Origin of the sequence: Citreicella sp. C3M06 (genome assembly GCF_018860705.1) — a bacterium.
Classification (GTDB): Bacteria; Pseudomonadota; Alphaproteobacteria; order Rhodobacterales; family Rhodobacteraceae; genus Salipiger.
Window position 1 is genome coordinate 220,159 of the sequence record NZ_JAHKQA010000072.1, and the last position, 13,406, is coordinate 233,564.

Annotated in this window: 7 protein-coding genes; 4 read left to right on the forward strand and 3 right to left on the reverse strand. The window is 61.5% G+C overall.

All coding sequences use genetic code 11. The annotated features are described in order from the left end of the window. Positions 1-35: 35 nt before the first annotated feature. The 4 genes from mfd to KO516_RS15980 all read left to right on the forward strand — a co-directional run bounded on the left by mfd (position 36) and on the right by KO516_RS15980 (position 9,627). Entirely contained in the window at positions 36-3,515 is a 3,480-nt protein-coding gene (mfd, locus tag KO516_RS15965; RefSeq protein WP_252737640.1) for a transcription-repair coupling factor, read from the forward strand. Positions 3,516-3,817: 302 nt separating this feature from the next. Beyond that, a complete protein-coding gene (locus KO516_RS15970; RefSeq protein WP_216004776.1) occupies positions 3,818-5,563 on the forward strand; it encodes an alpha-amylase family glycosyl hydrolase in 1,746 nt (581 codons plus the stop codon). A 698-nt stretch (positions 5,564-6,261) separates the two neighbouring features. Beyond that, entirely contained in the window at positions 6,262-8,673 is a 2,412-nt protein-coding gene (locus KO516_RS15975) for an Ig-like domain-containing protein (RefSeq protein WP_216004777.1), read from the forward strand. Between the two features lie 282 nt (positions 8,674-8,955). Next, positions 8,956-9,627 (forward strand): hypothetical protein, encoded by a 672-nt coding sequence (locus KO516_RS15980; RefSeq protein ID WP_216004778.1) that lies wholly within the window; start codon positions 8,956-8,958, stop codon positions 9,625-9,627. 154 nt (positions 9,628-9,781) lie between these two features. Here the strand turns inward: KO516_RS15980 and typA are convergent, their stop codons facing one another. The 3 genes from typA to mnmA form a co-directional block, all read right to left on the reverse strand. Then, complete coding sequence (typA, locus tag KO516_RS15985; protein WP_216004779.1) at positions 9,782-11,599, reverse strand: translational GTPase TypA; 1,818 nt, start codon at positions 11,597-11,599, stop codon at positions 9,782-9,784. A 69-nt stretch (positions 11,600-11,668) separates the two neighbouring features. Next, complete coding sequence (locus KO516_RS15990) at positions 11,669-11,998, reverse strand: SMR family transporter (RefSeq protein WP_216004780.1); 330 nt, start codon at positions 11,996-11,998, stop codon at positions 11,669-11,671. Between the two features lie 173 nt (positions 11,999-12,171). Then, complete coding sequence (gene mnmA / locus KO516_RS15995; protein WP_216004781.1) at positions 12,172-13,314, reverse strand: tRNA 2-thiouridine(34) synthase MnmA; 1,143 nt, start codon at positions 13,312-13,314, stop codon at positions 12,172-12,174. Between the last annotated feature and the right edge of the window lie 92 nt (positions 13,315-13,406).

The window sequence follows — 13,406 nt, forward strand, 5'->3', positions numbered from 1 at the left end:
GACGGGCGCGCGCCATCGCGCCACATGGCTTGAGCATGGCACAGACCCTTTCCCCGACCTCTCGTATCGTCATGGGCGGCGCGCCCGAAGGCTTCGACGCGCAGCTTGTCCTGTCTGAATCCGACAAGGCCGGCGGGCCGGTCATTCACGTGGCGCGCGACGACAAGCGGCTTGCCGCGATGCGCGATGCGCTGGCGTTCTTTGCGCCCGACATGCCGGTGATCACCTTCCCCGGCTGGGATTGCCTGCCTTATGATCGGGTATCGCCCAACCCCGACATTTCCGCCGCGCGCATGTCGACGCTGGCGGCACTGGTGCATGCGATGCCGACGCGGTTTGTGCTGCTGACCACGCTGTCGGCGGCAATGCAGTATCTGCCCGCGCGCGAGGTGCTGCGCGAAGCGGCCTTTACCGCCCGCGTCGGCGACCGGATCGATGATACCGCGTTGCGCGCCTTTCTGGTGCGCATGGGCTTTTCCATGGCGCCGACAGTGACCGAGCCGGGCGATTACGCCATTCGCGGCGGCATCATCGACATTTTCCCGCCGGGCGAGGGCGGGCCGGTGCGGCTTGACCTGTTCGGCGATGTGCTGGACGGCGCGCGCCGGTTCGATGCCGCGACGCAGCGCACCACCGAAAAGCTCGACGTGGTCGAGCTGGCGCCGGTGTCCGAGGTGATCCTCGACGAGGCGTCCATTACCCGGTTCCGACAGAATTACCGCATCGAATTTGGCGCGGGCGGCTCGGACGATCCGCTGTATGAATCGGTCAGCGCCGGGCGCAAGCAGCAGGGCATGGAACATTGGCTGCCGTTCTTTCATGAACGGATGGAGACGCTGTTCGATTATCTGCCGGGCGCGCCGCTGTTGATGGATGACCAGATGACCCCGGCGCGGCTGTCGCGCTGGGACAGCATCAAGGATCAATACGAAACCCGCCGCCATGCGATGACGCAAAAGGGCCGACTGGAATCGGTTTATAAGCCGGTGCCGCCGGGGCAGCTTTATCTCGACGATGCCGCGTGGGAGGCCGCCGTTTCGGGCCGCCGCCGGGTTCAGTTTCACCCGCTGCCGCAGGCCAGCGGGCCGGGGGTGGTGGATGCGGGTGGGCGCATCGGGCGCAATTTCGCCCCCGAGCGGCAGCAGGAAAACATCAGCCTGTTCGGCGCGCTGGCCAGCCACGTCAAGGCAAAGATGAACGATGGCCCTGTGCTGATCGCATCGTGGTCTGAAGGCGCGCGCGAGCGCCTGACCGGTCTGATCGAAGACGAGGGTCTGGCCGAGGCGATCCCTGTCACCAACGGCACGCGGATCGGCAAGCGTGGGCTGCATCTTGCGGTCTGGGCGCTGGAAAGCGGCTTTGAAGCGCCTTGGGGTGATCAGCGCATCACGGTGATCTCGGAACAGGACGTTCTGGGCGACCGGCTGATCCGCGCCCCGAAAAAGCGCCGCAAGGCCGAGAATTTCCTGACCGAGGCGCAATCGCTGTCGCCGGGCGATCTGGTGGTGCATGTCGATCACGGCATCGGGCGCTATCAGGGGCTCGAGGTGATCACCGCCGCCGGGGCGGCGCATGAATGCCTGCTGCTGGAATATGCCGAAAGCGCGCGGCTGTACCTGCCGGTCGAGAACATCGAGTTGCTGTCGCGTTACGGCCATGAGGACGGTTTGCTCGACCGGCTTGGCGGCGGCGCATGGCAGGCCAAGAAGGCCCGCCTCAAGGAGCGCATCCGCGAGATGGCGGACAAGCTGATCCGCGTCGCCGCCGAACGCGCCTTGCGCAAGGCGCCGATCATCGACCCGCCCGCCGGGGCGTGGGAAAGCTTTTGCGCCCGCTTCCCCTATACCGAGACCGACGATCAGATCAGCGCCATCGAGGATGTGCTGGGCGACATGACCTCTGGCCAGCCGATGGACCGGCTGATCTGCGGCGATGTCGGCTTTGGCAAGACCGAGGTTGCGATGCGCGCGGCCTTTGTTGCGGCGATGTCGGGCCAGCAGGTGGCGGTGATTGCGCCCACGACGCTGCTGGCGCGCCAGCATTACAAGAGCTTTGCCGAGCGTTTTCGCGGCTTTCCGATCAATGTCGCGCCGCTGTCGCGGTTCGTGACGGCAGGCGATGCGGCCAAAACCCGTGATGGCATCACCAAGGGCACGGTCGATATCGCCATCGGCACCCATGCGCTGCTGGCCAAGAATATCCGGTTCAAGGACCTTGGCTTGCTGATCATCGACGAGGAACAGCATTTCGGGGTGGGTCACAAGGAGCGGCTGAAAGAACTGCGTAGCGACATTCACGTGCTGACGCTCACCGCGACGCCGATCCCGCGCACCTTGCAGCTGTCGCTGTCGGGGGTGCGCGATCTGTCGATCATTGGCACACCGCCGGTCGACCGGCTGTCGATCCGCACCTATGTGTCGGAATTCGATCCGGTGACCGTGCGCGAGGCGCTGTTGCGAGAGCATTATCGCGGCGGCCAGAGCTTTTACGTGGTGCCGCGCATCTCGGACATTCCCGAAATCGAGGAATTCCTGCGCGAACAGGTGCCTGAGGTGTCATTCGTGGTTGCCACCGGCCAGCTGGCCGCAAGCGATCTCGATGACCGGATGAACGCGTTTTACGACGGCAAATTCGATGTGCTGCTGGCCACGACGATCGTGGAATCGGGTCTGGATATTCCGACGGCCAACACGATGGTGGTGCACCGGGCCGACATGTTCGGCCTTGCGCAGCTGTACCAGATCCGTGGCCGGGTGGGGCGCTCGAAGACCCGTGCCTATGCTTATCTGACCACCAAGCCGCGCGCCAAGCTGACCGATACCGCCGAGAAACGCCTGCGGGTGCTGGGCTCGCTGGATACGCTGGGAGCAGGGTTCACGCTGGCCTCACAGGATCTGGACATTCGCGGGGCGGGCAATCTTTTGGGCGAGGAGCAGTCCGGCCAGATGAAGGATGTGGGCTACGAGCTGTACCAGTCGATGCTGGAGGAGGCGATTGCCAAGATCCGCTCGGTCGAGACGGTTGGACTGCTAGATGACGACGGGCAATGGGCGCCGCAGATCGGCCTTGGCGTGCCGGTGCTGATCCCCGAAAGCTTTGTGCCGGATCTGGATGTGCGGCTGGGGCTGTACCGGCGCTTGTCGGGGCTGACCACCAAGGTCGAGCTGGAGGGCTTTGCCGCCGAGCTGATCGACCGTTTCGGCAAACTGCCCAAGGAGGTCAACACGCTGCTGCTGGTGGTGCGAATCAAGGACATGTGCAAACGCGCTGGAATCGCCAAGCTGGACGCCGGACCTAAGGGCGCAACCATCCAGTTTCACAACGACAAGTTCGCCAAGCCCGAGGGGTTGGTGGCCTTTATTCAGGGTGAAGACGGGCTGGCCAAGATCAAGGACAACAAGATCGTGGTGCGCCGCGACTGGCGCTCGGACGCGGACAAGATCAAGGGCGCCTATGCCATCGCGCGCGATCTGGCCGAAAAGGCCGGGGCGATCCGTCTGCGCGAGAAGCGCTGAGCGTCTGCGCGAGAAGAGCTGTGGGCAGCGCCCGGCATTGTGGGGGTTGGGGGGCTCTGCCCCCCTCGGCCTTGCGGCCTCACCCCCCGGGATATTTTCCTGCCAGAAGAAACTGCGGGCGAAAGTGGCGGGGGCGGGATGGGGCGTGCTGGGTCCGGGGTTTTCGCTTGTGCCTCAAGTTGCAAGGGCTTAACCCTCTTTCAAGCTCGTCATGGCGCGAGCAAAGCGCAAAATAAAGAGGGGCTTTGTTCTGGCCGGTTGATGCTGGGGCCATGGCTCCGGACGGGAAACCGGGAGATCTCATGACCGCGAAAACCTTTAGTGCCAAACTGTCCGAACTGCTGCGTTTCATCTATCCGGACGTAAACACCGATATTCTTGGCAGTCAGGTGGTCGAAGCATTCTGGCCGGATGAAAAGCATCGGCGCAAGCAGCCGCGCAAGCCGGGCAACAATCTGTGGACGCAAAATGACGCGGTGCTGATCACCTATGGTGACAGCCTGATCGATGGCACCCACAAGCCGCTTGACCTGCTGCACGACTTTCTGGCGACGCATATGAAGGGCGTCGTGAACGGCGTGCATATCCTGCCGTTCTTTCCGTTCACCTCGGACGATGGTTTTGCGGTGACGGATTATCGCAAGGTGAATCCCCAGCTTGGCGAATGGTCGGATGTGGGCCGGATCGCCCGTGAATTCCATCTGATGTCGGATCTGGTGCTGAACCACGTCTCGTCGCAAGGCGTCTGGTTCAATGCCTATCGGCAAGGGCAAAAGCCCTTTGACGGCTTCTTTTTCGAAGCCTCGCCCGAGGATGACGTCAGCATGGTGACGCGTCCGCGCACCACGCCGCTGCTTCAGGAAGTCGAGACGGCGATGGGCACGCGCCACGTCTGGTGTACCTTCAGCCACGACCAGATCGACCTGGATTTCCGCAACCCCGAAGTGCTGCTTGAGATCCTGCGCATCATCCGCCTGCACATCGACGAGGGCGTGCGCATCATCCGGCTGGATGCGGTGGCCTTTTTGTGGAAGCAGCTTGGCACAAATTGCATTCACCTGCCGCAGACCCATGCGGTGATCCAGCTGATGCGCCTGCTGATGGATTACGCCACCGAGACGGTGATCCTGCTGACCGAGACCAACGTGCCCAAGGCCGAAAACCTCAGCTATTTCGGTCACCGGAACGAGGCGCATGTGGTCTATAACTTCCCCCTGCCGCCGCTGATCCTGCATGCGATGATGTCGGGCAATGCGAAGTACCTGATCAACTGGCAGCGCACCATGCCGCCGGCGCCGCTGGGCTGCGCCTATCTCAACTTCACCGCGTCGCATGATGGTATCGGTATGCGCCCGGCGGAGGGGCTGATCCCGCCGCCCGAGATCGGCAAGATGATCGAGACCATCCGCGAGATCGGCGGGCGGGTGTCGATGCGCTCGTTGCCCGGCGGCGGCGAGGCGCCTTACGAGCTGAATTGTTCGTATTTCGAGGCGATGGGGCAGACCTTCGAGGGCCGCGACGAGCATCACATTGCGCGGTTCTTGTGTTCGCAGACCATTCCGATGTCGCTTGAAGGCATTCCGGCGTTTTACATCCACTCGATGCTGGCGACGCCGAACGATCTGGAGGCGGTCGAGCGGCGCGGCATGAACCGTGCGATCAACCGGCATCGCTGGGATTACCCGACGCTGATCGGCAAGCTTGAAGATCCCGAGACGATTCATGCGCAGGTGCTTGGCGCGCTGTCCGAACGGCTCAGGCTGCGGGCAAAGCAGCCGGGGTTCCATCCCAATGCGACGCAGTTCACGCTCAACCTCGATCCGCGGATCTTTGGCCTGTGGCGGCAATCGCTGGATCGGGCGCAGTCGATCTTTACCCTGCACAATGTCAGCGCCGAGACCGTCGAGATCCCCGAAGCCGATCTGAACCTGATCGCCGACGAGCGCTGGGTCGACCTGCTGAGCGGCGAAGAGATCGTTGCCGGGCCGGTGTCGCTGGCGCCCTATCAGTGCCGCTGGATCTCGAACCAGCCTGACGCGCAGGTTTAGTGGGCCTGAGGCAGAGCACGGCCAGCGCCGGTTTTGCTGCATTTCCTTCAAATGATTCGCATTACCGCCAGCACGACGTCGATGTCGTGCTGGCTAATCTTCATGATCTTGGTGGATTGACCACGAGGCAGAGACAGCGACCGCCAAAATTATTCACGCCAGCGTGAAGGGTGCCCGAGGTGTTGCCAGCACCGTGCTGTCTCACTGTTGGAAACAGTGGGCCACAGCAGGGCCGGGGAAAAGCGCCTGTTTTTGCTGGAATCCGGGGATATTCGCCGCTTTTCCCGACGGTATCTGGAAACAAAGCGCCAGCAAGATTTTGTTAACCATGTCAAAATCATGCGGTGATCTGGCCTCTGTTCGCAGGGACAAGCTAGATGCAGACATTTTATCCTTTGTCCGACGCATTTCGCACCCTAATAATCTCGCCAAGTCCAAGCGGGAGTGAGGACCATAGGCCACGGGGGCGGCCGCTGAACGGAAAGTGCCTGCCAAGGGTGCGGAAGGGATGCGCTGGAGGAAAACCTCCGTCGCCAAGAGCGAACTTCGTCCACGCATGTGACAGGTGGGCAAAGGCGCGCAACCCCGATTGCAGACCTTGCTGGCGATACAGAAAAATGACGGCGACATCGTTGACGCGCGTCACAGTGAATTTGGCGCGGTTTTACCTAGCGCCGACGTATTGAGGGTCGAAAACGATGGCTGATCTGGTTCTGGACTGGAGCGCACTTGGTGCCTACGGCACCAATCTGGAAGACACTGCTGCGGATGCGGTGACCACCTCTGTCGACACGGGCGGCGTAACCGTCGACATCACATTCACCGCGCAGGACGACGAAGCTCAGGCATTCACCGCCACCTATGACGGCTACGTGCCAGAGGGGTCGGGCATCGACCCCAACTCCCACCTCAAGCTGTTCGGCCTTGGCGGCGACGGCGGCACCGTGTCGCCGACCTCGACCACCGTGTTGAATTTCAGCGCCAGTGACGCGCTGTATTCGGATTCCGTGCAGAACGTTACATTCGTGCTGAATGACGTCGATGGCGGCGCTGGCTCTGACCTTGGCGATCTGGTAGAATATTCCGAAGGTGGCGACACCAGCAGCAGCTTTCAGGATTACGTGACGGTTCTCGCCTATGATGCCGAGGGCAACGCCACGGCTGTCACCATTTCGCCGCTTGGCACCACCACCAGCGTCGATGGCGACACCGCAACCGGCGATGCCATCACCGCCTTTGCTGATCAGGATGGCACGCTCAAGGTCAGCATCGAGGGTCCGGTTTCGCGCATCGAGATCGTCTACGAGAACGGCGGCGACTCCACCCAGGGCGTGCTGATTTCCGATGTGTCCTTCTCGACCATCGACGCCGACGATCTGGCACCCGTGGCCGAGGATGATGTCGCCGAGACCCCCGAGGATACCCCGGTGGTGATCAACGTGCTGGACAATGACAGCGACCCCGAAGGCGGCGCGCTGAGCGTGACCAGCGCCACGGCGAGCAACGGCAGCGTCACCATCAACGACGATGGTACCCTGACCTATACGCCCGACGAAAACTACAACGGCCCGGACGAGATCACCTATACCGTGACCAACCCCGAGGGGACCTCCGACAGCGCGAGCGTTGCGGTCACCGTCACCCCGGTGAACGACGATCCCGTTGCGGTGGATGATACCGTGTCCACCGGCGCGGGCACCCCGGTGAGCTTCGATCCGACCGACAATGATAGCGATGTCGACGGCGATCCGCTGACCGGCACCTTGGGCGATGCCGACAATGGCACCGTCACCGACAATGGCGATGGCAGCTTCACCTACACGCCCGACGATGGCTTTACCGGCAATGACACCATTGCCTACACCGTCGATGACGGCAACGGCGGCAGCGATGATGGCGTGATCACCGTTGTGGTGGGCGACGACACCGCCCCCGGCAATACCGCGCCCATCGCCGAGGATGATTTCTACACCACCGACGTCGACACCCCGCAGACCATCAATCCGCTGGTCAACGATATCGACGGTGACGGCGATCCGCTGACGGTCGGCTCCATCGGCACACCGGAAAATGGCACGCTGGTCGACAATGGCGATGGCACCTTCACCTATACGCCGGACACCGGTTTCGAAGGCGATGACACCATTCCCTACACTGTCAGCGACGGCAATGGCGGCAGCGACGATTCGGTGATCACCATCAGCGTCGGCGGCGATGACACTGGGCCCGGTGGGAACAGCGCTCCGACCGCAGTCGACGATCTTTATGCCACGACGCTTTATGCCACGCAGACGGTTGACCCGACCGAGAACGACACCGATCCCGAGGGCGATCCGCTGACCGTCACGGCGGTTGGCGAGGCCGACTTCGGCACGGTGACGCTGAACGAGGACGGCACCGTCAGCTATACCTCGGTTTCCACCCCGGATGGTTTCACCGAGGGCAGCTTCTATGACTCCTTCACCTATTCGATCAGCGACGGTAATGGCGGCGAGAGCGAAGCGAATATCAGCGTCGAGGTGCTGCCCTGCTTCACCCCCGGCACGCTGATCGCCACGCCGCAGGGCGAACGTCTGGTCGAGACACTGGAAGTTGGCGACCGGGTGATCACCCGCGACAATGGCATTCAGGAGATCCGCTGGATCGGCAACAAGGAACTGACCGGCCACCAGCTGGCGCGCAAGACGCATCTGCGCCCGGTGCTGATCCAGGCCGGATCGCTGGGCAGGAACCTGCCGGAGCACGATCTTCTGGTCTCGCCCAACCACCGCGTACTGGTCGCCAACGACAAGACGGCGCTGTATTTCGAAGAGCGCGAAGTGCTGGCCGCCGCCAAGCATCTCACCGGCCTTGAAGGGGTGGACGAGGTCGAGACCATGGGCGTCACCTACATCCACATGATGTTCGACAACCACGAGGTCGTGCTGTCCAACGGTGCCTGGACCGAAAGCTTCCAGCCCGGCGACATGACGCTTGGCGCCATGGACGAAGACCAGCGTCAGGAGATCTTTGAGTTGTTTCCCGAACTGGAGAATGCCGACGGACTGCGCGCCTACGGCGCCGCCCGCCGCTCGCTGAAAAAGCATGAGGCGCAGTTGCTGACCAAATAAAGCCGCGCGTCGCGGCAACCAGAGATCATCCCGCTGCGCTTCGACCCAGCATCGGGATGACAACAGGAAACGGGGTGGCAAGGGCTGCCCCGTTTTTCTACTTGCCTTTTAGATATGCCTTGGTGTTTGCCTATCCAGAATGTAGCGTCATCACAAAACACGTAGGGGATTAGGAGGTCTAAACTGGAAAGATTTGGCTGATCCTCGGGTTCTCGAATGGTCTGTCTTCAATCCGCCATCGTCAGCTTGCAATGAAGGCCAATGTCAGGAGCGTATATCCTAATGAAATTTTTCTTTTTCCTAATCCTGATAGTCGAGTTTTTTCGATTTGTGTTGCGAGTCTTTTTTGGACTTTTAGCACTAACAACCGCCCCGGAAGACACAGCGGAGCTCATTGAAGATGCTGGAAAAGTATTTCAAGCAGTGGATCAAGGTTACGCGCTTGATCTGGCAATAATTGTCATTGGTGTCGCTGGTCTCGCGATTGCGTACGGCTGGGGCAATTGGCGCTTAGCTCTTCACAGATCTTGCTCCAAGAGTAAGCTGGAGCGTTTATCCGATGAAGCGCGCCGAGTTTCCGAGGATATCGCGAATACGCTTTCGCAAGATCGCCAGTCACGTGATACAAGAAGAGCTAGGGCACTTGAAAGCAATCAAATGCCTCCCTTCGAAACTACGGTTGATCAGAGATTTTTGTCGAAGCACATGGCAGAGTCGTCGTCTATATTGCGCCGATTAGAAGATGTTGGTTATCTCAGTAGATCTGAGTACTTGAGTGAAATCGGTACGGCAGGTGCTACAGGATTTGCAGCTGAAGAGATATCAAAAGCTCTTCGTACCGCATCGGATCGTATCAAGTCAGATCTCAGAGATGGATTCTTTACGATCATCTCGAGTCCGGCAGTCTCTGTTTCGCGTGGCTTGAAAACATCTCATTCAAGAAAGAGTGAGTGAAATTATCAAAGTTTGATTGAGAAGTCTTCTCGCCATATCGGCATTCCGTAGATGGCGAGAGTTTGCGGTGTGTTTTCGCAATTAGCTAATTAATATGTTGTCTGAAAAGGCCCACATATCAACATGTGGGCCTTCTTGTCTGGAGGGGGCGCCTTTACTGCCCCTTGGACATCCGCTTGCGCTCGTTCGGATCGAGGTAGCGCTTGCGCAGGCGGATCGCGTTGGGCGTTACTTCGACCAGTTCGTCGTCGTTGATGTAGGCGATGGCCTCTTCCAGCGACAGGGTCACGGGCGTGGTCAGGCGGACCGCTTCATCGGTGCCCGAGGCGCGCACGTTGGTCAGCTTCTTGCCCTTGAGCGGGTTCACCTCAAGATCGTTGTCGCGCGAATGCTCGCCGATGATCATGCCGGTGTAGACCGGGGCCTGCGCACCAAGGAACATCTTGCCGCGATCTTCGAGGTTCCACAGCGCATAGGCCACCGCCTCGCCGTTTTCCATCGAGATCAGAACGCCAGCGCGACGGCCTTCGATCGGCCCCTTGTGCGGGGTCATGCCGTGGAACACCCGGTTCAGAACGCCGGTGCCGCGGGTGTCGGTGAGGAATTCGCCGTGATAGCCGATCAGACCGCGCGAGGGCACATGCGCGATGATCCGCGTCTTGCCCGCGCCAGCCTGACGCATCTCGACCAGTTCGCCCTTGCGTGCGCCGGTCAGCTTTTCGATCACCGCGCCGGAGTATTCGTCATCGACGTCGATGGTGGCTTCCTCGACCGGCTCCATCAGCTGGCCGTCGATTTCCTTCATGATCACCTGCGGGCGTGAGATCGACAGTTCGAACCCTTCGCGGCGCATGTTCTCGATGAGAACGCCCATCTGAAGTTCACCGCGACCCGAGACCTCGAAGGCCTCGCCGCCGGGGGTGTCGGCGATCTTGATCGCGACATTGCCTTCTGCTTCCTTCATCAGACGCTCGCGGATGACGCGGGACTGCACCTTTTTGCCGTCACGGCCCGCCAGCGGCGAATCGTTGATGCCGAAGGTGACGGTGATGGTGGGCGGATCGATCGGCTGAGCATCGAGCGGTTCATCCACGGCTAGCGCGCAGATGGTGTCGGCCACGGTCGCTTTGGTCATGCCGGCGAGCGAGACGATATCGCCCGCGAGGCCTTCGTCGATGTCCGACTGCGCAAGGCCACGAAAGGCCTGCACGCGGGTGACGCGGAACTGTTCGATCTTTTGCCCGATGCGGCTGAGCGCCTGCACGGTCTGGCCAACCTTGACCCGACCGGTTTCAACGCGGCCGGTCAGCAGGCGGCCGACGAACGGGTCAGAGCCCAGCGTGGTGGCCAGCATGCGGAAATCTTCGTCTTGACGCTTGACCTGCTTGGGGGCAGGCACGTGGTTGACGATCAGGTTGAACAGCGCCGAGAGATCCTTGCGCGCCCCGTCCAGCTCGGCATCGGCCCAGCCGTTGCGGCCCGAGGCGTACATATGCGGGAAATCCAGCTGATCCTCATCGGCATCCAGCGATGCAAACAGATCGAAGCATTCATCCAGTGCGCGGTCGGGTTCGGCGTCGGGCTTGTCGACCTTGTTGAGCACCACAATCGGGCGCAGCCCGAGCGCAAGCGCCTTGGAGGTCACGAACTTGGTCTGCGGCATCGGGCCTTCGGCGGCATCGACCAGCAGGACAACACCGTCGACCATGCTCAGGATACGCTCGACCTCGCCGCCGAAATCGGCGTGGCCGGGGGTGTCGACGATGTTGATGCGCGTGCCTTTCCACTCGACCGAAGTCGGCTTGGCGAAAATGGTGATACCACGCTCGCGCTCAAGGTCGTTGCTGTCCATCGCGCGTTCGGCCACGGCCTGATTTTCGCGGAATGCGCCCGACTGTTTGAGCAGCTCGTCGACGAGGGTCGTCTTGCCGTGGTCAACGTGGGCGATGATCGCGATATTGCGAAGGTCCATAGGGCAGCCTTTGAAAGGAAGGGAGTTTGGAGCTTCGCCTAGCGTCATAGCGCCCGGATTGCCAGCCCCTTAATGCCCGGTCGTGGCGGAAAACAGGTTGATCACAAGGATTCCGGCAAGGATCAGCCCAATCCCGGCCACTGCCGGCAGGTCCAGCCGCTGCCCGAAGGCGATGAAACCGATCACCGCGATCAGCACGATGCCAAGGCCGGACCAGATCGCATAGGCGACCCCGACGGGCATAAATTTCAGCGCCATCGACAGCAGGTAGATGGCGATGGCATAGGCCACCACCGAGAGCGCCGACGGGCCGAGGCGGCTAAACTGCTGGCTGGCCTGAAGCGCAGAGGTGCCGATGGTCTCGGCCAGGACGGCGATGGCAAGAATGAGGTAGGGCATGACTTGTCCGTTCGTGTGCAAGCGGCAGGGCTTGCGCAGTCATGACGCGGATTTCACGCGCTGGCCAGTTAGAAGCTATCGATTGTTGCAGGGCAGGTATCCGGCGCCCGGTTCGCAGGCACCGCCGGAGGGGCGGTTGGCGCTCCTCCGGCAGGGTCGATTTGAAACCGCGCTCAGTTGCCGCGCCAGATCCAGCCGCCGCCAAAGATGCGGGTGCCCTCGGGGTCGTAAAAGACGCAGGCCTGACCGGGGCTGATGCCTTCTTCTGCAGTGATCAGCTCGACGGTGGCTTCAGTGGCCGAGATCGGGCGCACGATGGCATCGCGCGGCGGGCGGGTCGAACGCACCCGGACCGACAGATGCCATTCCTCGCGGCTGGTGAAGGGGGCGTCGCCCAGCCAGTTGATCTCGCGGACGGGAACCGAGCGGGTGGCAAGCATGTCCTTGGGCCCGACGATGACCTGCTTGGCGTCGACATCAAGCTTCACCACGTAGAGCGGCTCTTCGAGACCGCCGATGCCAAGGCCACGGCGCTGGCCGATGGTGTAATGGATCACGCCCTTGTGGGTGCCAAGGACGCGGCCATCGGCATGCACGATGTTGCCCGGATCGGCGGCGCCGGGGCGCAGCTTTTCGATCACGGCGGCATAATTGCCGTCGGGCACAAAGCAGATGTCCTGACTGTCGGGCTTGTCGGCGACGCTCAAACCATATTTCGCGGCCAGCGCGCGGGTCTCGGCCTTGCTTTTCAGATGCCCCAAGGGGAATCGCAGGAACGACAGCTGTTCGGGCGTGGTCGAAAACAGGAAATAGCTCTGGTCGCGGTTGGCATCGGCGGCGGAATGCAGCTCGGGGCCACCGCGCCCATCCATGCGCTGGATGTAATGCCCGGTCGCCATGCAATCGGCATCAAGGTCCTTGGCGGTTTCCAGCAGATCCTTGAACTTCACCCGCTCGTTGCAGCGGATGCAGGGCACCGGGGTCGCGCCGCCAAGGTAGCTTTCGGCAAATTCGTCGATCACCGCATCCTTGAAGATGTTTTCATAATCAAGAACATAATGGGGAAAGCCCATCTGCTCGGCAACGCGGCGCGCATCGTGAATGTCGACCCCCGCGCAGCAGGCGCCTTTCTTGGCCAGCGCCGCGCCGTGATCGTAGAGCTGCAGCGTCACGCCGATCACGTCATAGCCTTCCTCGGCGAGCATGGCGGCCACGACCGAGCTGTCGACGCCGCCCGACATCGCCACCACCACCCGCGTCTGCGAGGGCGGCTTGGGCAGGCCGAGCGAGTTCAGGGTAGGGGCGTCGAGGGGCATGGCCTCCTCCTTCGGACAGATCTGCGGGAACCGGGGAAATATAGGAAAATGCAACTCATTCTCAAGTGGTCGTTTTAGATGGCGTTAAATTG

Coding starts and splice junctions, on each gene's coding strand:
- mnmA (WP_216004781.1), bottom strand. CDS start 13,314: ATGCCCCTCGACGCCCCTACCCTGAACTCGCTCGGCCTGCCCAAGCCG.
- typA (WP_216004779.1), bottom strand. CDS start 11,599: ATGGACCTTCGCAATATCGCGATCATCGCCCACGTTGACCACGGCAAG.
- KO516_RS15975 (WP_216004777.1), top strand. CDS start 6,262: ATGGCTGATCTGGTTCTGGACTGGAGCGCACTTGGTGCCTACGGCACC.
- KO516_RS15980 (WP_216004778.1), top strand. CDS start 8,956: ATGAAATTTTTCTTTTTCCTAATCCTGATAGTCGAGTTTTTTCGATTT.
- KO516_RS15970 (WP_216004776.1), top strand. CDS start 3,818: ATGACCGCGAAAACCTTTAGTGCCAAACTGTCCGAACTGCTGCGTTTC.
- mfd (WP_252737640.1), top strand. CDS start 36: ATGGCACAGACCCTTTCCCCGACCTCTCGTATCGTCATGGGCGGCGCG.
- KO516_RS15990 (WP_216004780.1), bottom strand. CDS start 11,998: ATGCCCTACCTCATTCTTGCCATCGCCGTCCTGGCCGAGACCATCGGC.